The organism is Aeromicrobium sp. NPDC092404 (genome assembly GCF_040684095.1).
In the GTDB taxonomy this organism is placed as follows: Bacteria; Actinomycetota; Actinomycetes; order Propionibacteriales; family Nocardioidaceae; genus Aeromicrobium.
The window spans coordinates 1,979,493-2,001,160 of the sequence record NZ_JBFBFI010000001.1 but is presented as its reverse complement, the minus strand read 5'-3'; the positions used below and the strand labels follow the sequence as shown (position 1 = coordinate 2,001,160).

At 66.4% G+C, this 21,668-nt stretch carries 20 protein-coding genes and 1 tRNA gene; 20 read left to right on the top strand and 1 reads right to left on the bottom strand.

Annotated features, from left to right (window positions below; translation table 11 throughout):
• Positions 1-13: 13 nt before the first annotated feature.
• Complete coding sequence (locus AB0N22_RS10120) at positions 14-1,411, bottom strand: malic enzyme-like NAD(P)-binding protein (RefSeq protein WP_364638992.1); 1,398 nt, start codon at positions 1,409-1,411, stop codon at positions 14-16.
• 157 nt (positions 1,412-1,568) lie between these two features.
• Between AB0N22_RS10120 and AB0N22_RS10115 the strand changes: the two genes are divergently transcribed.
• From AB0N22_RS10115 to rpoB, 20 genes are all read left to right on the top strand, one after another.
• Positions 1,569-1,641 (top strand) — tRNA-Trp (locus AB0N22_RS10115).
• A 35-nt stretch (positions 1,642-1,676) separates the two neighbouring features.
• On the top strand, positions 1,677-1,898 hold the full coding sequence (gene secE / locus AB0N22_RS10110) for a preprotein translocase subunit SecE (RefSeq protein WP_332662203.1): 222 nt from the start codon (positions 1,677-1,679) through the stop codon (positions 1,896-1,898).
• Between the two features lie 16 nt (positions 1,899-1,914).
• Positions 1,915-2,772 (top strand): transcription termination/antitermination protein NusG, encoded by an 858-nt coding sequence (gene nusG / locus AB0N22_RS10105; protein WP_364638989.1) that lies wholly within the window; start codon positions 1,915-1,917, stop codon positions 2,770-2,772.
• Between the two features lie 63 nt (positions 2,773-2,835).
• The gene (gene rplK, locus AB0N22_RS10100) at positions 2,836-3,264 is read left to right on the top strand and encodes a 50S ribosomal protein L11 (protein WP_056209536.1); all 429 of its coding nucleotides are present in this window, start codon (positions 2,836-2,838) and stop codon (positions 3,262-3,264) included.
• Positions 3,265-3,347: 83 nt separating this feature from the next.
• Positions 3,348-4,061: a 50S ribosomal protein L1 gene (gene rplA / locus AB0N22_RS10095; protein WP_364638986.1), complete on the top strand. Its 714-nt coding sequence runs from the start codon at positions 3,348-3,350 to the stop codon at positions 4,059-4,061.
• Between the two features lie 177 nt (positions 4,062-4,238).
• Positions 4,239-5,057 (top strand): LppX_LprAFG lipoprotein, encoded by an 819-nt coding sequence (locus AB0N22_RS10090; RefSeq protein ID WP_364638983.1) that lies wholly within the window; start codon positions 4,239-4,241, stop codon positions 5,055-5,057.
• Between the two features lie 248 nt (positions 5,058-5,305).
• The gene (gene rplJ / locus AB0N22_RS10085) at positions 5,306-5,971 is read left to right on the top strand and encodes a 50S ribosomal protein L10 (RefSeq protein ID WP_364638979.1); all 666 of its coding nucleotides are present in this window, start codon (positions 5,306-5,308) and stop codon (positions 5,969-5,971) included.
• A gap of 55 nt (positions 5,972-6,026) precedes the next feature.
• Positions 6,027-6,419 (top strand): 50S ribosomal protein L7/L12, encoded by a 393-nt coding sequence (gene rplL, locus AB0N22_RS10080; RefSeq protein ID WP_159537171.1) that lies wholly within the window; start codon positions 6,027-6,029, stop codon positions 6,417-6,419.
• A gap of 274 nt (positions 6,420-6,693) precedes the next feature.
• Positions 6,694-7,653, top strand: coding sequence for an ABC transporter ATP-binding protein (locus AB0N22_RS10075; RefSeq protein WP_364638975.1), 960 nt, complete (start codon positions 6,694-6,696; stop codon positions 7,651-7,653).
• 53 nt (positions 7,654-7,706) lie between these two features.
• The gene (locus AB0N22_RS10070; RefSeq protein WP_364638972.1) at positions 7,707-8,426 is read left to right on the top strand and encodes an ABC transporter permease; all 720 of its coding nucleotides are present in this window, start codon (positions 7,707-7,709) and stop codon (positions 8,424-8,426) included.
• A gap of 2 nt (positions 8,427-8,428) precedes the next feature.
• Positions 8,429-9,274: an ABC transporter permease gene (locus tag AB0N22_RS10065; RefSeq protein ID WP_364638969.1), complete on the top strand. Its 846-nt coding sequence runs from the start codon at positions 8,429-8,431 to the stop codon at positions 9,272-9,274.
• A 3-nt stretch (positions 9,275-9,277) separates the two neighbouring features.
• Positions 9,278-10,711, top strand: coding sequence for an MCE family protein (locus tag AB0N22_RS10060; protein WP_364638966.1), 1,434 nt, complete (start codon positions 9,278-9,280; stop codon positions 10,709-10,711).
• Positions 10,708-11,793, top strand: a complete 1,086-nt coding sequence (locus tag AB0N22_RS10055; RefSeq protein ID WP_364638963.1) for an MCE family protein — start codon at positions 10,708-10,710, stop codon at positions 11,791-11,793. The genes AB0N22_RS10060 and AB0N22_RS10055 overlap by 4 nt, the downstream gene beginning before the upstream one ends.
• Positions 11,790-12,788 carry an MCE family protein gene (locus AB0N22_RS10050; RefSeq protein WP_364638960.1) on the top strand — a complete coding sequence of 333 codons (999 nt, stop codon included), beginning with the start codon at positions 11,790-11,792 and terminating at the stop codon, positions 12,786-12,788. Before AB0N22_RS10055 ends, AB0N22_RS10050 begins: the two co-directional genes overlap by 4 nt.
• On the top strand, positions 12,788-13,954 hold the full coding sequence (locus AB0N22_RS10045; RefSeq protein ID WP_364638957.1) for an MlaD family protein: 1,167 nt from the start codon (positions 12,788-12,790) through the stop codon (positions 13,952-13,954). The genes AB0N22_RS10050 and AB0N22_RS10045 overlap by 1 nt, the downstream gene beginning before the upstream one ends.
• Positions 13,955-13,956: 2 nt before the next feature.
• A complete protein-coding gene (locus AB0N22_RS10040; protein ID WP_364638954.1) occupies positions 13,957-15,318 on the top strand; it encodes an MCE family protein in 1,362 nt (453 codons plus the stop codon).
• Entirely contained in the window at positions 15,315-16,574 is a 1,260-nt protein-coding gene (locus AB0N22_RS10035; RefSeq protein WP_364638951.1) for an MlaD family protein, read from the top strand. Before AB0N22_RS10040 ends, AB0N22_RS10035 begins: the two co-directional genes overlap by 4 nt.
• Positions 16,571-17,143, top strand: coding sequence for a hypothetical protein (locus tag AB0N22_RS10030; protein WP_364638948.1), 573 nt, complete (start codon positions 16,571-16,573; stop codon positions 17,141-17,143). Before AB0N22_RS10035 ends, AB0N22_RS10030 begins: the two co-directional genes overlap by 4 nt.
• Entirely contained in the window at positions 17,140-17,889 is a 750-nt protein-coding gene (locus AB0N22_RS10025) for a hypothetical protein (RefSeq protein WP_364638946.1), read from the top strand. Before AB0N22_RS10030 ends, AB0N22_RS10025 begins: the two co-directional genes overlap by 4 nt.
• Positions 17,890-18,158: 269 nt before the next feature.
• Positions 18,159-21,623 (top strand): DNA-directed RNA polymerase subunit beta, encoded by a 3,465-nt coding sequence (gene rpoB, locus AB0N22_RS10020; RefSeq protein WP_364638943.1) that lies wholly within the window; start codon positions 18,159-18,161, stop codon positions 21,621-21,623.
• Positions 21,624-21,668 lie beyond the last annotated feature (45 nt).

Genomic DNA, 21,668 nt, shown 5'->3' with positions numbered 1-21,668 from the left:
GCCACCGGCGCACCTACTCCCGGTCTGCCGCCTCGGCGGCCTTGCGCACCGCCGCCGCCACCCGCTTGTGGACGTCGGCGTGGAACACGCTCGGCACGATGTAGTTGGCGTTGAGCTCGTCCGCCGAGACGCTGCCGGCGATCGCCTCGGCGGCCGCGAGGAGGATGTCCATCCCGATGCCGTGGCTCTGGGCGTCGAGCAGGCCACGGAAGATGCCGGGGAAGGCCAGCACGTTGTTGATCTGGTTGGGATAGTCCGAGCGTCCCGTGGCGACGACCCGGGCGTGCTCGCGGGCGATCGCCGGGTCGATCTCGGGGTCGGGGTTGGCCAGCGCGAAGACGATCGAGCCGTCCGCCATGGACTCGACGTCCTCAGCCGTCAGGACGTTGGGCGCGCTGACCCCGATGAAGACGTCGGCGCCGGGCAGGACCTCGCGCAGCGTGCCGGTGACCTGATCGGCGTTGGTGTGGTCGGCGATCCACTGCAACGAGTCGTCGAGGCCGTCCCGCCCCTCGTGCACGACGCCGTGCACGTCGCACACCACGACGTGCTCGACGCCGGCGTGCATCAAGACCTTCAGCACCGCCGTCCCGGCTGCGCCGGCGCCGGCCAGCACGACGCGGGCCGAGCCGATGTCCTTGCCCACGACCTGCAGCGCGTTGCGGAGCGCGGCCAGGACGACCACGGCGGTGCCGTGCTGGTCGTCGTGGAAGACCGGGATGTCCAGGCGCTCGCGGAGCCGGGCCTCGATCTCGAAGCAGCGCGGAGCCGAGATGTCCTCGAGGTTGATGCCCGCGAACCCGGGCGAGATCGCGGCGACGGTCTCGACGATCTGGTCGACGTCCTGCGTGTCGAGGCAGATCGGCCACGCGTCGATGTCGGCGAAGCCCTTGAACAGCGCGGCCTTGCCCTCCATGACCGGCATCGCCGCATGGGGGCCGATGTTGCCGAGGCCCAGCACGGCCGACCCGTCGCTCACGACGGCGACACTGTTGCGCTTGACCGTCAGGCGACGGGCGTCCTCCTTGTCGGCCGCGATCGCCATGCAGATGCGAGCGACGCCGGGCGTGTAGATCATCGAGAGGTCGTCGCGGTTGCGCAGCGGGTGCTTGGTCGCGGTCTCGATGACACCGCCGAGGTGCATGAGGAACGTCCGGTCCGAGACCTTCTCGACCTTGACGTCGCTCATGGCCTCCAGCGCCGAGACGATGAGGGCCGCGTGGTCGGTGTCGGACGCCGCGCACGTGAGGTCGATGCGGAGGGCCTCGGCACCCGAGGCGGTGACGTCGAGGGCCGTGACGATGCCACCGGTACGTTCGACCGTCGTCGTCAGCTCACTGACCGCCGATCCGCCTGAGGGCACTTCGAGGCGGATCGTGATCGAGTAGGAGATGCTGGGTGCGGGGGGCATGGACCCATGCTAAAACATGAGGAACCTCTCAGGTTCTCCGCCTATCGGCCTCGGTTCGACGAGGGCAGGCCGCACCACGTACACTTGACGCACCGGTGAGATTTCACCCTAGATCGTCATGCCCGAAGCCGGGTTGGCGTCGAGGCGAAATTGACTGAGGGCACTAGCTCAACTGGCAGAGCATCGGTCTCCAAAACCGAAGGTTGGGGGTTCAAGTCCCTCGTGCCCTGCGAGACATGTCCATGAAGAACAACGAAGGAGTACCGTGAGCGACCGTCACGAGCTGGCCGGCACGTCCGGCAAACGCACGTCGCCGATCACGTTCTACCGTCAGGTGATCGCCGAGCTCCGCAAGGTGGTCTGGCCGACTCGCCCCCAGGTGATCAACTACTTCTGGGTCGTTCTCGTGTTCGTGCTCGTCATGATGGCCATCGTCGCTGGACTCGACTACGGGTTCGGCAAGGCCGCGTTCTGGATCTTCGCGTAGCAACCAAAGGAATTTTGTGACTCAAGGCATCGACCCGCAGACCAGCTCCGAGACCGACGAGGTCGAAGAGCTCGAGCCGTCGACCCCTGCTGCCGAGGACGAGGGCGACACCGCGGAGGCCTCGGCCTCCATCCCGGCGTCCGACGACGACGTCGCGGAAGCGACCGTCCCCGATCCCACGCTGGGCGCCGAGGCCGAGGACGACGTCATGACCGACGACGAGGCTGCGCAGCCCGAGGCGGCCGACGGCGAGGAGCCGGTCGTCGACGCGCTCCAGGAGTTCAAGGACCGCCTGCACAACCAGATCGGCGACTGGTACGTCGTCCACACCTACTCCGGCATGGAGAAGCGGGTGAAGTCCAACCTCGAGAACCGGGTGACGTCGCTCAATGCCGAGGACTACATCTTCGAGGTCGTCGTCCCGACCGAAGAGGTTGCCGAGATCAAGAACGGTCAGCGCAAGCTGGTCAAGCGCACCGTGCTCCCCGGCTACGTCCTGGTTCGCATGGACCTGACCGACGAGTCGTGGGGCGTCGTCCGCCACACTCCCTCCGTCACCGGCTTCGTGGGCAACTCCCACCAGCCCGTGCCCCTCAGTCTTGCCGAGGTCGAGAGCATGCTCGCCCCGGCAGTGGAGGCAGAGGTCGCGACCGCGGCCGACGCCCCCGACCAGCAGCAGGCGAAGGCCTCCAAGGTCGAGTTCACCGACTTCTCGGTCGGCGACTCCGTCATGGTTGTCGACGGCCCGTTCGCCACGCTGCACGCGACGATCACGGAGATCAACGTCGACGCACAGAGGGTCAAGGCCCTCGTGGAGATCTTCGGTCGCGAGACCCCGGTCGAGCTCAGCTTCACGCAGATCCAGAAGGTGTGATCGCGCAGCGATCGCAGAGCCCGAACGAACTACCCGCAACACCCATTTAAAAGGACCCGAGAAATGCCTCCCAAGAAGAAAGTCGCAGCCATCGTCAAGGTGCAGCTGCAGGCCGGTATGGCCAACCCGGCGCCGCCAGTCGGCACCGCGCTCGGCCCCCACGGCGTCAACATCATGGAGTTCTGCAAGGCCTACAACTCGGCCACAGAAGCCATGCGTGGCAACGTCGTCCCGGTCGAGATCACGATCTACGAAGACCGGACGTTCAGCTTCATCACCAAGACGCCGCCCGCGGCCGAGCTGATCAAGAAGGCTGCCGGCCTGCAGAAGGGCTCGCCCGTTCCGCACAAGGACAAGGTCGGCAAGATCTCCAAGGACCAGATCCGCGAGATCGCCACGACCAAGATGCCGGACCTCAACGCGACCGACATCGACGCCGCCATGAAGATCGTCGAGGGCACTGCGCGCTCGATGGGCGTCACGACGGACTGACCGCACCACTCACCCAGCAGTACGTGGCAGGGCCCGCTGGGCCCGTTCAGACCACAACTGGTTCAACAGAAGGAAGACCAGAGATGGCACAGCACAGCAAGGCGTACCGCCAGGTCGCCGAAAAGATCGACAAGGACAACCTCTACACGCCGCTCCAGGCCACGACGCTGGCCAAGGAGTCGGGGAGCAAGAAGTACGACTCGACCGTGGACGTCTCGATCCGTCTCGGCGTCGATCCCCGCAAGGCCGACCAGATGGTGCGCGGCACCGTCAACCTCCCCCACGGCACGGGCAAGACCTCACGGGTCCTGGTCTTCGCCACCGGCGCCAACGCCGAAGCCGCACGTGAGGCCGGAGCCGACTTCGTCGGTGCCGACGAGCTGGTCGACAAGGTCAACGAGGGCTGGCTCGACTTCGACGCCGTCGTCGCGACGCCGGACATGATGGGCAAGGTCGGTCGTCTCGGCCGCGTCCTCGGCCCGCGCAACCTGATGCCCAACCCCAAGACGGGCACCGTCACGACCGACGTGGCCAAGGCCGTGTCGGACATCCAGGGCGGCAAGATCGAGTTCCGCGTCGATCGCCACGCCAACCTGCACTTCGTGATCGGCAAGGCGTCGTTCTCCGCCGAGCAGCTCGCCGAGAACTACGGCGCCGCGCTCGACGAGGTCCTGCGTCTCAAGCCCGCCAGCTCCAAGGGTCGCTACGTCAAGAAGATCACGGTCTCCACGACCAACGGTCCCGGCGTCCCGGTCGACCCGAGCCGCACCAAGTCGTACGCCGTCGACGAGGCCTGAGCCTCCGCACGACTCTCGAGCCGGCCCTATGCTGACGTCACACGTCGGCGTGGGGCCGGTGTCGTTCGTGGGGGTGGGTCCATGGGCGCAGACGTGACGACGAAGAACCCGTTCGCCGCGAGCGCCTGAGCCCGCCCCCGGCTTTCGGACATGCTGTCGGGCTCATATGCTCGTGGCATGACGATCTCACGCAAGCTCTCCTCGATCGCCTCCCTCGTCCTCGTCGCCGGCCTGACGCTGTCGGCCTGCGGCGGCAAGGACGACTCCGGCGACAAGAACGAGTCCACGAACACCGGCGGCGGCGGCAAGACGTCGCTGACCCAGGCCAACTTCTCCCAGGTCCTCGCCCAGTCGCAGGCCAAGGCGAAGTCGGCGCACGTCACCATGACGATCGGTGTCGGCGGCCAGGAGATCGAGGCCGAGGGTGACGTCGCGGTCGGCGAGACCGCCGCCGACAGTGCCCTGTCCATGACGATGGACATGGGCGGCACGCAGCTCGACATGCGCCTGGTCGACGAGATCATGTACATGAACATGGGGGCGATGACCGAGGACAAGTACCTCAAGATCGACCTCAACGACAAGAGCAACCCGTTCGCGAAGCAGTACGGCCAGATCATGGACCAGATGGACCCGGCCAAGCAGATGGACCAGTTCAAGGACGCGGTGACGTCGTTCGAGAAGAAGGGCGAGCCGCAGAAGATCGACGGCGTCGACGCCCAGCCGTACGTCGTCAAGGTCGACACGACCAAGATCAAGGCCTTCAAGGACCTGCCCGCAGCCTCACGGAGCCAGGTCCCGGAGACGATCGTCTACACGATGTACGTCGGCTCGGACGACCTGCTGCGTCGCATGGAGTTCGAGCTCGCGGGCTCGAAGTCGACGATGAACTACTCCAAGTGGGGCGAGCCGGTCGACGTCGAGGCGCCCCCGGCCGACGAGATCTCCGACAAGGACATCAGCCAGCTGGGCCAGGTGCCCACTCCCCAGGCGTGATCGCGGGCCGGCCGGCCGGCGACGATTTGGTCGCCGTCCGGCCGTGCCCTATTCTGGACCTACCGAAGACCGCTGGTCGGTGACTCTCCTGAGTCGCACGAAGCGCCCGGAAGGGCGGCCCGCGCAGGTTGCGAATGTTGGTTCACTCAACGTCCCGTGCCTTGCGCCGGGACGTTTTTTCGTGTCGGGCCCGTGTACGCACATGGGGTCGCAGTCGTCGGATGGACCCATGTGCTGGAAGGAGACCCATGGCAAACCCGGACAAGACAGCCGCCGTTGCCGAGCTCGCAGAAAGCTTCCGCGAGTCGAATGGCGCTGTTCTCACCGAGTACCGCGGTCTCACCGTGAAGCAGCTGCAGGAACTGCGGCGCACTCTCGGTGCGAACGTGAGCTATGCCGTCGCCAAGAACACGCTGACCAAGATCGCCGCCAAGGACGCAGGAGTGGAGATCGACAACGATCTGCTCACCGGTCCGACCGCCATCGCCTTCATCAAGGGCGATGCAGTCGAGGCGGCCAAGGGTCTGCGTGACTTCGCGAAGGCCAACACGCCCCTCATCATCAAGGGAGGCTTCCTCGACGGGAAGATCCTCACCGCTGACGAGATCAACAAGCTGGCCGACCTCGAGTCGCGCGAGGTCCTCCTCGCCAAGCTCGCAGGTGGCATGAAGGCCAGCCTGACGAACGCCGCGTCGCTGTTCAACGCCCCGCTGTCGCAGGCCGCCCGAGTTCTGGGTGCCCTGCAGGCGAAGGCCGAGAGCGACCCGTCGGTTCTGGCAGCCGGCCCCGCGCCTGCCGCCCCTGTCGAGGAGGCCCCCGCGGCCGAGTCGGCGGAAGCAGAAACTCCGGCCGAGGCACCCGCCGACGCCGCCCCTGTCGAAGCGTCTGCCGACGCCGAGACGACCGAGGGCTGAAAGCCCGATTCACATCGGGACCCCCTCGGGGTCTCAATAACGGAAGGACGCCCCCATGGCGAAGCTCAGCACCGGCGATCTGCTGGATGCATTCAAGGAAATGACCCTCATCGAGCTCTCCGAGTTCGTGAAGGAGTTCGAGGACACGTTCGACGTCACCGCGGCCGCTCCGGTTGCCGCGGCTGCCGCTCCTGCTGCCGGTGGCGCTGCCGCCGGTGGTGAGGCTGCTGCTGACCAGGACGAGTTCGACGTCATCCTCGAGGGTGCCGGCGAGAAGAAGATCCAGGTCATCAAGGAAGTCCGTACGATCACGGGCCTCGGTCTCAAGGAGGCCAAGGACCTCGTCGAGGGCGCCCCGAAGCCTGTTCTCGAGAAGGCCAACAAGGAAGCTGCCGACAAGGCCAAGGAGGCCCTCGAGGCCGCCGGCGCCAGCGTCACCGTCAAGTGACTCGTCGCTGACTCCTCGTCAAGAGCGCCCCTCCTTCGGGAGGGGCGCTTTTGTCTGTCCGGCGTGACGTGGCTCACGATTGTCACTCCGAGTTACATGAGGTATGTTTCACCGGATCCTTCCAGTGGTTACTGGCGGGTCACGAAGGGCCACAAGAACGTAACCTCGGATCACATATCTCGTTACACCCTGTGTCCGCGGTCACACCGGCCTAGGATGAGGTAGTTCGGTCGGCAATCGCCGGCAGACCACGGCAAGCAAGGAGGGGCCGACCGTGGGCGTTGAAGTCGTCGTCGAGGGGCTGACCAAGAAGTTCGGCAGCGCACTCATCTGGAAGGACGTCTCGCTGACCCTTCCTGCTGGTGAGATCTCCGTGATGCTCGGCCCGTCCGGAACCGGCAAGTCGGTGTTCCTCAAGACGCTGATCGGTCTGCTCAAGCCCAACGAGGGCCATGTCTTCATCGAGGGCACCGACATCGCGAACTGCTCCGAGAAGGAGCTCTACGAGATCCGCAAGCTGTTCGGTGTGCTGTTCCAGGACGGCGCGATGTTCGGCTCCATGGACCTGTTCGACAACGTGGCGTTCCCGTTGCGCGAGCACACCAAGAAGTCCGAGTCCGAGATCCGCCAGATCGTCATGGACAAGATGGAGCTGACCGGTCTGGTCGGTGCCGAGAACAAGCTGCCCGGTGAGATCTCCGGCGGCATGCGCAAGCGTGCCGGCCTGGCCCGTGCCCTCGTGCTCGATCCCGAGATTCTCCTGATCGACGAGCCCGACTCGGGCCTCGACCCGGTCCGTACGTCCTACATCAACCAGCTGTTCATCGACCTCAACGCGCAGATCGACGCGACGTTCCTGATCGTGACGCACGACGTCAACACGGCGCGCACCGTGCCGGACAACATCGGCCTGCTCTACCACCGGCACCTGGCGATGTTCGGTCCCCGCGAGATGCTGCTGACCTCGTCGGAGCCCGTCGTGGCGCAGTTCCTCAACGCCCAGACCGTCGGTCCCATCGGCATGTCCGAGGAGAAGGACGCCGACGAGCTCGCCGCCGAGCAGGGCATCGAGATGCCGCCGCTGCCGCCCGTCCCCCTGCAGCTCGAGCCGTCCGACGGCCGTCCCCGCCGCGCCCAGCGCGAGCCCGGGGCCTGGTGCCGCGAGAACGGCGTGACCGCCCCTGACGGTTCTTTCGGAGAGAAGATGCCGCTGGCTGCCGGCGGTGCTGCGTGAGCAGTGCCGTTGTTGCCGGCCCCGCGAGGGTTGCCGGCAATCTGTTCGCCTTCATGCTGGACGTCGTGGTGGCGTTGTTCCGCCGCCCGTTCCAGCTCAAGGAGTTCCTCCTGCAGTCGTGGTTCATCGTCAAGGTGACGATCGTCCCGACCGCCTTCGTGTCGATCCCGTTCGGCGCGGTCATCGCCCTCCAGACCGGCGGCCTGATCAAGCAGTTCGGCGCCCAGTCGTTCACGGGTTCGGCCGCGGTCCTGGCCGTGGTGCAGCAGGCCGGCCCCATCGCCACCGCGCTGTTGATCGCCGGCGCAGCCGGCTCGGCGATCGCCGCTGACTTCGGTGCACGTCGCATCCGCGAAGAGCTCGACGCCATGATGGTGCTGGGCATCGACCCGATCCAGCGCCTGGTCGTGCCGCGCGTCCTCGCCTGCATGCTCGTGGCCGTGTTCCTCAACGGTCTGGTCACGGTGGTCGGCGTGGCAGGCGGGTACGTGTTCAACGTCGTGCTCCAGGACGGCACCCCTGGCGCCTACGTGGCGTCCTTCTCTGCCCTGGCGCAGCTCCCGGACCTCTACATCGGCATGGTCAAGGCCGTGATCTTCGGATTCCTCGCAGCCATCGTGGCCACCTACAAGGGCATGAACGCCAAGGGCGGCCCAAAGGGTGTCGGCGACGCCGTCAACGAGGCCGTCGTCATCACCTTCACGTTGCTCTTCATCGTCAACTTCTTCCTGACGGCGATCTACATCCAGCTCGTGCCGCCGAAGGGGATGTGACGATGTCTGACAAGACAGCTCTGTCCACGGTCGCCGCCCTGCCCGGCAAGTTCAACGGCTTCCTCGACGACCTCGGTCGTCAGATGCTCTTCTACGTACGCGTCATCGCCTCGGTCCCGCGCACGATCAAGGACTACGGCAAGGAGATCGTCCGCCTGCTCGCCGAGGTCGCCCTCGGTTCCGGTGCCCTCGCGATCATCGGCGGCACGATCGGCGTGATCTTCGCGATGTGCTTCTTCACGGGCACCGCCGTGGGCATCCAGGGCTATGCCGCGCTCGACCAGCTCGGCACCGCCGCCCTCACCGGATTCATCTCGGCCTACTTCAACACCCGCGAGATCGCGCCCATCGTGGCCGGCATCGCGCTCGCCGCGACCGTCGGCTGCGGCTTCACCGCCCAGCTCGGCGCCATGCGGATCAGCGAAGAGGTCGACGCGCTGGAGGTCATGGCGATCCCCTCGCTGCCGTTCCTGGTCACGACCCGCGTCATCGCCGGACTCGTCGCCGTGGTGCCGCTCTACATCGTGGGTCTGCTGGCCTCCTACTGGGCGACCAGATTGACCGTCACCCAGCTCAACGGGCAAAGTGCGGGCACCTACGACCACTACTTCAACACGTTCTTGCCACCGACTGACGTCTTGTGGTCGTTCGCCAAGGTGTTGATCTTCGCCATCGTGGTGATCCTGATCCACTGCTACTACGGCTACTACGCCAGCGGCGGCCCGGCCGGCGTGGGTGTGGCGGTCGGTCTCGCCGTCCGTACCTCGATCGTCGCGATCAACGTCGTCGACCTGCTCGCCTCCATGGCGATCTGGGGCACCAACGTGACCGTCAGATTGGCGGGCTGACCCATGCCTCGTACTGCTGTGCTCGAACGCTCCAGCTCTCTCAAGATGCTCGGGGCCGCCTTCATCGCCATGATGCTGTTCTTCCTCTGGGTGACGTGGGCGTTCTTCTCCAAGGCGTTCGTCGACTACGACCCCGTGACGCTCAAGACCGACACGACGGGCGTCAACCTGCCGCAGAACGCCGACGTCAAGCTCCGCGGGATGATCGTCGGCGAGGTCCGCAAGGTCGAGCCCGACGGTGACGGGGTCGAGCTGCTGCTGGCGATGAACCCCAAGTTCATCAAGGACGTGCCCAAGGGCGTCACGGCGCAGCTGATCCCCAAGACGCTGTTCGGCGAGAAGTACGTCGCCCTGATCCCGCCCGCCACCGAGAGCGGGGAGTCGCTGCAGGCCGGTGACACGATCTCCAAGGCCGAGGTGCCGATCGAGGTCGAGACACTGCTCAACGACCTCTACCCCTTGCTCGACGCGGTCGATCCGGCCAACCTGTCGTACACCCTCAGCGCGGTCTCGACGGCGCTCGAAGGGCGGGGCAAGCAGCTCGGCGAGACCTTGGTCCAGGCCAACGACTACCTGCAGAAGACCAACCCCGACGTGCCGCAGCTGATCGACGACCTCACCAAGCTGGGCACGGTGTCCGACGGCTACGCCGACGCGATGCCCGAGATCGGCCGCCTGCTGCGCAACACCGTCGTCACCGGCAACACCATCGTCGCCAAGAAGTCGCAGCTGACGGCCTTCTTCGACGAGGCGACAGCCCTGTCCAACACCCTGACCACGTTCACCAAGGACAACGGGGAAAACATCAAGGCCCTCAACCGAGACGGTCGCCCGGTGCTCGAGACCGTCGGCGAGTACTCGACGACGTTCCCGTGCTTCCTGACCGCGCTGCACACGCTCATCCCGCGCCTCGACAACGCCTACCGCGGCGGCCAGCTGCACATCAACCTCGAGATCATCGCGCAGCCGGACGCCTACGCCGCCAACGAGAACCTCTCGGCGACGCAGGAGACGTTCGACGCCGCCACGTCGGGGCCGGCACCCAAGAGCGGCAAGGACATCAGGGCCGACAACGCCGCCGCGCCGAGCTGCCTCGACCTCAACGAGATCAACGCGAGTGCGGCGGGGGAGAAGAAGTTCTCCTCGCAGCAGAACCCGTTCAAGATCCCGGCCGACGTCTACAAGCTGGTCGGCATCAAGAAGCCGCACGCCAAGTTCGGCTCGGCTGCCGACTTCGCCAACCGCCCGGCCGCAGCCGACGTCTCGCTGCAGGACCTCGTCCAGCCGAGCGTCACCGGCGTCGACTCGGCGAGCGAGCGTGCTGAGCTCAACGTCCTGCTCGGCGGCACGCTCGGCATGCAGCCGTCGACCGTCCCCGACATCGGGTCGCTGCTGATCAGCCCCGTGCTCCGTGGAACGGCGGTGGAGCTCCGATGAAGCAGATCGATCGCGAGTCCATGGGCGCGCTGGTCAAGCTCGGGTTCTTCTTCGCCTTTACCGGCATCTCGACCCTGGTCCTCGCGCTGACTCTCGGCAACGGCTCGTTCGGTGACCGCAAGGAGTACAAGGCCGTCTTCAACGACGTGACCGGCATGGCCAAGGGCGACGACGTCCGCATCGCCGGCGTCGCCGTCGGCTCGGTCAAGAAGGTCGAGATCGTCAAGCGCGACAAGGCGCTCGTGACCTTCGGCGTCGACTCCGACGTTCCACTGACCGACAACACCAACGTCACGATCAAGTTCCGCAACCTGGTCGGCCAGCGCTACATGGCGCTGTCGCAGGGTGCCGACGGCGCCAAGACCACCCTCAAGGCCGGCAGCACGATCCCCGAGAGCCGGACCGAGGAGGCGCTCGACCTCAACGTGCTGCTCAACGGCTTCAAGCCGGTCTTCCAGGCGCTGTCGCCGACGGACACCAACAAGTTCGCGTACGAGATCGTCCAGACCCTGCAGGGGGAGAGCGGCAACGTCGAGAACCTGCTGGCCCGGACCTCCTCGTTGACCAACACCCTGGCCGGTCGTGACCAGCTCATCGGAGACGTCGTGACCAACCTGAGCGAGGTGCTCGACACGATCGGCAGCCGCGACCAGGAGCTCACCGAGACGATCGACACCCTGCAGCAGTTCGTGACGGGGCTCAAGGACGATCGCGACGCGATCCTCAACTCGGTCGACTCGATCTCGGACCTGACCGACGAGACCTCGGACCTGCTGGTCCAGGGCCGGCCCGCGCTGACCGAGGACATCAAGCAGCTCAACTCGCTGACCAAGAACCTCAGCTCGAAGAAGAACCTCTCCACGCTCGAGACGTCGATCAAGATCCTGCCCATCAAGCTGCAGAAGATCGGCAACGCGTCGTCCAACGGTGCCGAGTTCAACTTCTACCTGTGCACGGTGCGCGGCAGCGTCACGATTCCTGCGATCCCGGGCATCCTGCCCGAGACCAAGATCAACTTGGCCGGCGAGGAAGGGCTCGCCGCCGGCGGCCCGCGTTGTGAACAGCCGGGGTACCAGCAATGAAGCCATTCCGCGAACGCAATCCGGTCGTCATCGGGGTCATCGGCATCGCCGTCCTCGCCCTCATGATGCTGGGCGCCTTCCGCGCCGATCGCCTGCCGATCATCGGCGGCGGTGACACCTACCACGCCGACTTCGCCGAGATCGGCGCGCTCAAGAAGGGCGACGAGGTGCGGGTCGCCGGCGTCTCGGTGGGCAAGGTCCAGAGCATCGAGCTCAAGGGCAACAAGGCGCGCGTGACGTTCAAGATCGACAAGGGCACCAAGTTCGGCGTCGAGACCGGGGCCGACATCCGGGTCCGTACGCTCCTCGGTGCCGAGTTCCTCGCGCTGACCCCCGAGGGCCCGGGCCAGCTGCCCAAGGGCGCCATCATCCCGGTGTCGCGAACGGTCCCCCCGTACGACGTCGTGCAGGCGTTCTCCGACCTCAGCAGGACGACCGACCAGATCGACGTCCCTGAGCTGTCCAAGGCGCTCGACACCCTCGCCGACATCTCGGCGAGCACGCCGGAGGAGTTCCGCGGCGCGATCAAGGGCGTCTCGAACCTGTCGCGCAACCTCGCGGCCCGCGACGACCAGATCAACACGCTGCTGGTCAACCTCAAGAAGGTCTCCGGTGTCCTCAACTCGCGCAACGACGAGCTCGTCACGCTGTTCAAGGACTCCGACGTGCTGTTCGAGGCCATCAGCTCGCGACGCGACTCGATCCACCGCCTGCTCGTCTCGACGCAGAGCATCTCGACCCAGCTGCGTGGCCTGGTGAAGGACACCCGCTCGAACCTCAAGCCCGCGCTCGACCAGCTCGACGTCGTGACCACGATGCTGCGCAAGAACGAGGCGAGCCTCGACGAGGCCCTGCGGCTCTACCCCGCGTTCCTCCGGGTGTTCTCCAACGCGCTCGGCACCGGTCCTTGGTTCGACACCTACCTCGGTGGCGCCGCCTCGGGCGCCGGCATCCGCAAGCAGATCGAGGACGCACTTCTGGGAGGGGGCAGCTGATGAGTCCATCCGGCATGGCGCAGCGGTTCGCCGGCATCTCCAAGGTGCTCACGGTGTTGGTCGTGCTCGCGCTGCTGGCCGCCGTGGCCCTGGTGCTCAACAACGGCGACGGCAAGCGCTACATCACGATCGACTTCGAGCGGACCAACTCGGTCTACAAGGGTTCGGACGTCAAGGTCCTCGGCGTGCCGGTGGGCAAGGTCGAGGAGCTCACGCCCCGCGGTGACGTGGTGCGGGTCAAGGTCTCCTACTCCGGCGACGTCAAGCTGCCCGACGACGTCAAGGCCGTCGTGGTCTCGCCGTCGATCGTCGGCGACCGGTTCATCCAGCTGGCTCCCGCGTACGACGGCGGCGCCGTCCTGAAGAACAACGCGAGCCTGTCGATCGACCGCACGGCGGTCCCGATCGAGCTCGACCAGGTCTACCAGTCCCTCGACGACCTCTCGGTCGCCCTCGGACCTGAGGGAGCCAACAAGGAGGGCTCGCTCAGCAAGCTGATCGACGGCTCGGCGGACCAGCTCGACGGTCAGGGTCAGCAGCTCAACGAGACGATCAAGAACTTCGGCAAGCTCAGCTCGACGCTGTCCAACAACAAGGACGAGCTGTTCGGCAGCCTCCGCGAGGTCGAGGAGTTCGTCAGCCTGCTCAAGTCCAACGACTCCGTCGTGCGTTCGTTCAACGACAGCACGGCCAAGGTGTCGACCGTCTTGGCCGGTGAGCGCGAGGATCTGGAGGAGACGCTGAAGCAGCTGAGCCTGGCGCTCGTCGAGGTCAACTCGCTGGTCAAGGAGAACCGCGGCAAGCTGCGCAGCAACGTCGACAACATCGCCTCCCTCGCGGCGCTGCTGGCCAAGCACAAGACGGACCTCGAGGAAGTCACCGTCGGTGGTCCGACGGCGCTGACCAACGTCGCACTGGCCTACAACAGCACGGCCGGCTCACTCGACACCCGCGCCGACATCCCCGAGCTGATCGCCGGGACGGTCAAGGATCCTGCGACGTTCGTGTGCAACCTGCTCGGTGAGTCGGTCCAGGACGGGCTCTGCAAGACCCTGAGCGACGTCCTCGGCCAGGTCCCCCTGCCGCGCGCGGCAGTGGCACCTTCGACACCGATGGACACGAGCCGGGTCAACGACTCCGTGGCCGAGATGCTGGCGGTGAAGTGATCATGAATCTCAGACTCCTCCGCGCCGGCGTCATCGGCAGCGCCGCGGCCCTGGTCCTCAGCGGTTGCGGGTTCTCGCCCTACAAGCTCCCGCTGCCCGGCGGCGCCGACGTCGGCGACGACCCCTACACCGTCAAGGTGCACTTCCGTGACGTCCTCGACCTCGTTCCGCAGAGCGCGGTCCGGGTCGACGACATCGCGGTCGGCAAGGTCACCGACATCAAGCTCAACGGCTGGACGGCCGTCGTCACGGTCGAGGTCAACTCCAAGTCCAAGCTGCCCGACAACGCCGAGGCGACGATCCGGCAGACCAGCCTGCTGGGTGAGAAGTTCGTCTCGCTGGCACCGCCCAAGACCGGAGCCCGGGGCCAGCTCGGCAACGGCGACACGATCCCGCTGGAGCGGTCGAGCCGCAACCCCGAGATCGAAGAGGTCCTCGGTGCCGCCTCACTGCTGTTCAACGGCGGCGGGCTCGAGAAGACCAACACGATCGTCAAGGAGCTCAACAACGCCCTAGGCGGCAACGAGCCCGAGGTCAAGGAACTCATCGGCTCGACGACGTCCTTCATCACGCAGCTCGACAACAACAAGGCCGCGTTGCTGACGTCCCTCGAGAAGATCAACCGGCTGGCCATCGCCACGAACGACCAGAAGGCCGCGATCACCGGAGCGCTCGACGACCTGCCCGACGCGTTGCGGGTCGTCAACGGCCAGCGCGACGACCTGGTCAAGCTGCTCGAGTCGCTGTCGCGGCTCAGCGACGTCGCGACCGACGTCATCCGTGACTCGAAGGCCGACACCGTCGCCAACCTGCGCGCCCTGGTGCCGACCCTCACGAACCTCACGAAGGCCGGTGACGACCTCGCGTACGCCGCCAAGGCCTTGCTGACCTACCCGTTCTCCGACGGATTCGTGGGCAATACCTTCGCCAAGGCATCAGGCAAGTGCCAGGACGCGGATCCTGCCAAGGGGCTGCCGGAGATCAAGGAAGGCGTGTGCTTCGGTGACTTCGCCAACCTCGACCTCGGCCTCGACATCAGTGCGACCCAGCTGACCAACCTCCTCGAGGGCTACGCCGCACAGGCCGGGGCCGGGGACATCGTCAAGATCCCCAAGTCCGAGTCCGGCAACGCCGACGTGGCGCAGGGCCTGGTCGACCTGGTCACGGGTCTCGTGCCGGACTCCGGTGCCGAGGGCGAGACCCCGGGCGGGACGGGCGGCGCCGCGACGCCGAAGCCGACCGCGACCCCGACGCCCAGCAGTGGTGGCATCTGCTCGCTGCTCGGCACCTGCCGCACCGCCGTGGCCAACGAGCCGGCCGGCGACCTGGAACGACTTCTCGTGGAATCGGCGGTGGCACGATGATCTCCCGACTCACCAAGATCCAGCTGGTGGTCTTCGCGATCGTCACGGTGCTGGGCGGAGCCTTCGTCGGCGGCCGGTACGCGCAGGTCGACCGACTCGTCGTCGACCGCAGCTTCCCGGTGTCGGCGCAGTTCAAGGACTCCGGCGGCATCTTCGCCGGCGCCCAGGTCACCTACCGTGGCATCCCGGTCGGCAAGGTCGGCAAGCTCGACTTCAAGGACAACGGGGTCGAGGCAACGCTCGACATCGAGAACAGCGCGCCGAAGATCCCGTCCGACGTGCTTGCGGTGGTGGCCAACAAGTCGGCGATCGGCGAGCAGTTCGTCGACCTGCAGCCGCGGACCAACGCGGCGCCCTACCTCCGCAAGGGCTCGGCGATCGCCCTGCGCGACACCCGCATCCCGATCGACACCACGACGCTGCTCGTGGACATCAACAACCTGGTCTCGTCGGTCAACACCGACAGCCTGCGTACCGTCGTCGACGAGCTGGGCCAGGCCTTCGAGGGCACCGGGCAGGACCTGTCCACGATCCTGGACACCTCCTCGGAGTTCATCCAGGCGGCCGACGACAACATCGACGTGACCCGGGCCCTGATCAACAACTCGGCATCGGTTCTGCAGACCCAGATCGACAAGCAGGGCGACCTCAACACGTTCTCCAAGAACCTGGCGCTGCTGTCGGACAGCCTCGTCGATGCCGATCCAGACCTGCGACGCCTGTTCGATCAGGGCAGCAACAGCGCGGCAACGCTCAACGCCGTGGTCGAGGAGAACTCCGCCGACCTCGGCAACGCCATCCGTGACCTCGTCACGGCCAACAAGCCGCTGTCCGAGAACGTCCTGGGGCTCCAGGCGATCCTGATCCTCTACCCGTACCTGATCGAGGGCTCGTTCTCGGTGCTCGACAAGGTGCCGGGCACCGACAACTACAACGCGACATTCGGCGTGGTCGCTCTCGACACGACGGCGACCTGCACCTACGACCAGACGGGCGGCCCGGAGTCGGGCTACCTCGAGCGCCGCGAGGAGGCGATCATCAGCGACCGCTTCCCCGATCCGTTCAACACCGAGGTCGACTGCCTCAAGCGGGACAACCACATCGCTAGGCAGCCGTGCAAGACTGAGTTGAACGGCGAGCGCCCCCTGGAGTGCAAGGCGGATCGCGCGAACCGCGCGGCCGCGGCCTCGAGCTCGTCGGCATCCAACGGAAAGGACTCCTGGAAGTGGCTTCTGCTCGGCCCGGCTCAGAAGTGACCGAAAGGTCCAGCCGCTCCCGAGTCATCGCTCTCCTGGTGGTCGTCACGGCTCTCGGCGTGGTGCTCTCGGTCGTCGGTGGCATCCTGCTCGTCAAGGACCCGTCGGGCGGTGACGGCGACACCAAGGACCGCAACGCGGTCATCTCCCGCGCCAACGACTTCGCGGTGGCGAACAACACCTACGACGTCGTCGAGCTCGAGGACTACCAGCAGCGCCTCAAGGGCCTGTTGACGCCGAAGTACAACGACCAGTTCGTCAAGATCACCGACGCCGTCTTCAAGGCACTCGAGTCCAAGAAGCAGAAGAGCGGGGACGCCAAGGTGCTGGGCACCGCGGTGCAGACCATCGACAAGGACTCCGCCGTGGCGATCGTCGCGGTCGACGCCAAGATCACCAACACCGACGCCGCAGCGGCGGTGCTGCGGCACTTCCGCTGGAAGCTGTCGCTCACCAAGACCAAGGGCGAGTGGCTGGTCGCCGGTTTCGAGAGCGTGGCCGCGTCCGATGCCGTCGCCGAGCCGGTGCCCAGCACGGGCCCGACCGCCACCGAGGGCGGTGCCGAATGAGCGACCCGAACGGCCCCGTCCGCCGCCGTCGCATCGCGGGGGAGAACAAGCCCGCCGCCCCGGCGGCCAAGCCGGTCGTCCCCAAGGTGCCGGCGCGCAAGGCTGCCGCCAAGAAGGCGGCCCTGCAGAAGGCCGCTCCGCCGGCCGCACCTCCCGCCCGGACCGTCGCAAGCCCCAAGACGCGTCCCGCCAAGACGGCCGCGCCCGCGGCTGACGCCGACTCGGGCAGCGGGTCCGACCTCGACCTGCGCCGGCTGCTCCCGGCCATGCTCCTCGCGCTGGTGGCGATCGTCGCCGGCGTGCTGCTGACCGTCATGGGTGTGCAGAACGTACGCGGCGAGGGCGGCAACGAGGCCCTCGAGACCTCGCGCGAGCAGGCGGTGTCGGCAGCGAGCACCGCCGCCACAACGATCTTCTCGTTCAGCTCCGACCAGCTCGACGAGCACGTGTCGGCGTCCAAGGCGCTCATGACCCCTTCGTTCGCCAAGGACTTCGACAAGGTCGCGCCCGCGCTGACCGAGGTGACGGCCAATCGCAGGATCGTGGTCAAGGCCGAGGCCCTCGAGGCCGCGCCGCTGGCCTGCGGCGACGAGTGCTCACCGTCCAAGGTCAACGTGCTGGTGTTCCTCGACCAGGCCCGGCTCGTCGGAGCCGCCAAGCAGCCCACGGTCTTCGCCAACCGCATCTCGGTGTCGATGGTCAAGAGCGACGACGGCTGGCTCGTCGACAACATCAGGGCTCTCTGAGCCTCTCTGGGCGCGCGTCCAGCCGCGGCGAGGCTGCGGACGGCCCGGCGAGTTCGGCTCGAAATGCCGGGAATCGTCCGAAAAGCCAAATAGACTCCCCCAAGCAGCGGGCTTTGTCAAGACCCGCCCTTGCTTCGCTGTGCCCTGCGGGTTACACTGAACTTTCGCGCTCGCTCTGTCTGCCCATGTCCCCTTGACCGGGGTCGATTGGCGTGCGCGCAGCACGATCCACCGAGCCACCCGCCTGCGAGCCCTTGGAAGGACCCCTCTTGGCCGCCTCGCGCACCTCCGCAACTGTTCAGCCCCGCCGCATTTCCTTTGCAAAGATTTCAGAACCGCTCGAGGTCCCAGAGCTGCTTGCTCTGCAGACCGACAGCTTCGCCTGGTTGATCGGCGATGACTCGTGGAAGGCCGGTGTCGAGGAAGCCCTCGCAGGCGGCCGGACCGACGTCTCCACCAAGTCCGGCCTCGAGGAGATCTTCGAGGAGATCTCCCCGATCGAGGACTTCTCCGAGACGATGAGCCTGTCGTTCCGCGATCACCGCTTCGAGCCGCCGAAGTACTCCGTCGAGGACTGCAAGGACCGCGACGTCACCTACGCCGCTCCGCTGTTCGTCACGGCCGAGTTCATGAACAACGAGACCGGCGAGATCAAGAGCCAGACCGTCTTCATGGGCGACTTCCCGCTCATGACGGACAAGGGCACCTTCATCATCAACGGCACCGAGCGTGTCGTCGTGTCGCAGCTGGTCCGCTCGCCGGGTGTCTACTTCGAGCGCGTGCCCGACAAGACGTCCGATAAGGACATCTACACCGCCAAGGTCATCCCGTCGCGTGGCGCATGGCTCGAGTTCGAGATCGACAAGCGCGACCTGGTCGGCGTCCGCCTGGACCGCAAGCGCAAGCAGAGCGTCACGGTCCTGCTCAAGGCGCTCGGCTGGACCGAGGCGCAGATCCTCGAGGAGTTCGGCCAGTACGAGTCGATCCGCCTGACCCTGGAGAAGGACAACACCACGACCCAGGACGAGGCGCTCCTCGACATCTACCGCAAGCTGCGTCCGGGCGAACCGCCCAGCCGCGAGGCCGCGCAGACGTTGCTGGACAACTACTACTTCAACGCCAAGCGCTACGACACGGCCAAGGTCGGTCGCTACAAGATCAACAAGAAGCTCGGCGTCGACGAGGCGTTCGACCAGCAGACGCTGACGATCGACGACATCGTGTCGACGATCAAGTACATCGTCGCGCTGCACGCCGGCGAGACCGAGCTGGCGACGCCGGCCGGCCAGACGATCGTCGAGGCCGACGACATCGACCACTTCGGCAACCGTCGCATGCGCACGGTCGGCGAGCTGATCCAGAACCAGCTGCGCACGGGCCTGGCCCGCATGGAGCGTGTGGTCCGCGAGCGGATGACGACCCAGGACGTCGAGGCCATCACGCCGCAGACCCTGATCAACATCCGCCCGGTCGTCGCGGCGCTGAAGGAGTTCTTCGGCACCTCGCAGCTCAGCCAGTTCATGGACCAGAACAACCCGTTGGCCGGACTGACGCACAAGCGTCGCCTCTCGGCCCTCGGACCTGGCGGCCTGTCCCGTGAGCGCGCCGGCTACGAGGTCCGCGACGTCCACCCGTCGCACTACGGCCGCATGTGCCCGATCGAGACCCCCGAAGGCCCCAACATCGGTCTGATCGGCTCGCTCGCGTCCTACGGACGGATCAACTCGTTCGGCTTCGTCGAGACGCCCTACCGCAAGGTCGTCAAGGGCAAGGTCACCGAGCAGGTCGACTACCTCACCGCGACCGACGAGGACCGCTTCATCATCGCTCAGGCCAACTCGGTCCTGACCGACAAGAGCACGTTCGCCGAGGACATGGTGCTCGTACGTCAGAAGGGTGGCGAGGCCGAGCTGCGTCCCGCCGCCGACGTCGACTACATGGACGTCTCGCCCCGGCAGATGGTGTCGGTCGCCACGGCGCTGATCCCGTTCCTCGAGCACGACGATGCCAACCGCGCCCTCATGGGCTCGAACATGCAGCGTCAGGCCGTCCCGCTGATCCGCAACGACGCCCCGCTCGTCGGCACCGGCATGGAGTTCCGTGCCGCGGTCGACGCCGGTGACGTCACGGTCGCCAAGGTCGCCGGCGTGGTCAACGAGGTGTCCGCGGACGCGATCGAGATCATGCAGGACGACGGCTCGTACTTCACCTACCGTCTGGCGAAGTTCCGCCGCTCCAACCAGGGCACCTGCACCAACCAGCGTCCGCTGGTCGCGCAGGGTCAGCGCGTCGAGGTCGGCACCCCGCTGGCCGACGGCCCGTGCACCGACGAGGGCGAGATGGCCCTCGGGACGAACCTGCTCGTGGCGTTCATGCCGTGGCAGGGTCACAACTACGAGGACGCGATCATCCTCTCGCAGCGAGTCGTCCAGGACGACCTGCTGACCTCGATCCACATCGAGGAGCACGAGGTCGATGCCCGCGACACGAAGCTCGGTCCCGAGGAGATCACCCGCGACATCCCGAACGTCAGCGAAGAGATGCTGGCGGACCTGGACGAGCGCGGCATCATCCGCATCGGTGCCGAGGTCGGCAACGGTGACGTCCTGGTCGGCAAGGTCACGCCCAAGGGCGAGACCGAGCTGACGCCGGAGGAGCGCCTGCTCCGTGCGATCTTCGGTGAGAAGGCGCGCGAAGTGCGCGACACCTCGCTCAAGGTCCCGCACGGCGAGTCGGGCACCGTCATCGGCGTCCGGGTCTTCGACTCGGCCGACGGCGACGAGCTCTCCCCGGGCGTCAACCAGCTCGTCCGTGTCTACGTCGCGCAGAAGCGCAAGATCTCCAACGGCGACAAGCTGGCCGGCCGTCACGGCAACAAGGGCGTCATCTCCAAGATCCTTCCGGTCGAGGACATGCCCTTCCTGGAGGACGGCACGCCCGTCGACATCGTGCTCAACCCGCTCGGTGTCCCCGGTCGTATGAACGTCGGACAGGTGCTGGAGACCCACCTCGGTTGGGTCGCCAAGACCGGCTGGCAGATCCCGGACGACGAGCAGGACGAGTGGGCGCAGACCCTCCGCAAGATCAAGGCGGACAAGGCCGAGCCCTCGACCAACATCGCGACGCCCGTGTTCGACGGTGCCCGCGAGGACGAGATCCAGGGCCTGCTGGCCTCGACGCTCCCCAACCGGGACGGCGAGCGCATGGTCAAGCGCGACGGCAAGGCGGTGCTCTTCGACGGTCGTACCGGCGAGAAGTTCCCCGACCCTGTCTCGGTCGGCTACATGTACCTGCTCAAGCTGCACCACCTCGTCGACGACAAGATCCACGCACGCTCCACGGGTCCCTACTCGATGATCACGCAGCAGCCTCTCGGCGGTAAGGCGCAGTTCGGTGGACAGCGCTTCGGCGAGATGGAGGTGTGGGCCCTCGAGGCCTACGGAGCGGCGTACGCGCTGCAGGAGCTCCTGACCATCAAGTCGGACGACATCCTCGGACGCGTCAAGGTCTACGAAGCGATCGTCAAGGGCGAGAACGTCCCCGAACCCGGCATCCCGGAGTCGTTCAAGGTTCTCGTCAAGGAGATGCAGTCCCTGTGTCTCAACGTTGAGGTGCTCTCCAGTGACGGCTCGGCCGTCGAGATGCGCGACGCGGAAGAGGATCTCTTCCGTGCCGCCGAAGAACTCGGCATCGATCTGTCCCGGCGCGAGCCCTCCAGCGTCGAGGAAGTCTGATCCGCGCGGATCAGACCTCCTCGACCCCAGCAACACTTCTGAAAG

What these genes read in the sequence shown, in the direction of transcription:
- AB0N22_RS10120 (WP_364638992.1), bottom strand. Translation starts at nt 1,411, where the DNA reads ATGCCCCCCGCACCCAGCATCTCCTACTCGATCACGATCCGCCTCGAA.
- rplK (WP_056209536.1), top strand. Translation starts at nt 2,836, where the DNA reads ATGCCTCCCAAGAAGAAAGTCGCAGCCATCGTCAAGGTGCAGCTGCAG.
- rplA (WP_364638986.1), top strand. Translation starts at nt 3,348, where the DNA reads ATGGCACAGCACAGCAAGGCGTACCGCCAGGTCGCCGAAAAGATCGAC.
- AB0N22_RS10090 (WP_364638983.1), top strand. Translation starts at nt 4,239, where the DNA reads ATGACGATCTCACGCAAGCTCTCCTCGATCGCCTCCCTCGTCCTCGTC.
- rplJ (WP_364638979.1), top strand. Translation starts at nt 5,306, where the DNA reads ATGGCAAACCCGGACAAGACAGCCGCCGTTGCCGAGCTCGCAGAAAGC.
- rplL (WP_159537171.1), top strand. Translation starts at nt 6,027, where the DNA reads ATGGCGAAGCTCAGCACCGGCGATCTGCTGGATGCATTCAAGGAAATG.
- AB0N22_RS10070 (WP_364638972.1), top strand. Translation starts at nt 7,707, where the DNA reads ATGCTGGACGTCGTGGTGGCGTTGTTCCGCCGCCCGTTCCAGCTCAAG.
- AB0N22_RS10065 (WP_364638969.1), top strand. Translation starts at nt 8,429, where the DNA reads ATGTCTGACAAGACAGCTCTGTCCACGGTCGCCGCCCTGCCCGGCAAG.
- AB0N22_RS10060 (WP_364638966.1), top strand. Translation starts at nt 9,278, where the DNA reads ATGCCTCGTACTGCTGTGCTCGAACGCTCCAGCTCTCTCAAGATGCTC.
- AB0N22_RS10055 (WP_364638963.1), top strand. Translation starts at nt 10,708, where the DNA reads ATGAAGCAGATCGATCGCGAGTCCATGGGCGCGCTGGTCAAGCTCGGG.
- AB0N22_RS10050 (WP_364638960.1), top strand. Translation starts at nt 11,790, where the DNA reads ATGAAGCCATTCCGCGAACGCAATCCGGTCGTCATCGGGGTCATCGGC.
- AB0N22_RS10045 (WP_364638957.1), top strand. Translation starts at nt 12,788, where the DNA reads ATGAGTCCATCCGGCATGGCGCAGCGGTTCGCCGGCATCTCCAAGGTG.
- AB0N22_RS10040 (WP_364638954.1), top strand. Translation starts at nt 13,957, where the DNA reads ATGAATCTCAGACTCCTCCGCGCCGGCGTCATCGGCAGCGCCGCGGCC.
- AB0N22_RS10035 (WP_364638951.1), top strand. Translation starts at nt 15,315, where the DNA reads ATGATCTCCCGACTCACCAAGATCCAGCTGGTGGTCTTCGCGATCGTC.
- AB0N22_RS10025 (WP_364638946.1), top strand. Translation starts at nt 17,140, where the DNA reads ATGAGCGACCCGAACGGCCCCGTCCGCCGCCGTCGCATCGCGGGGGAG.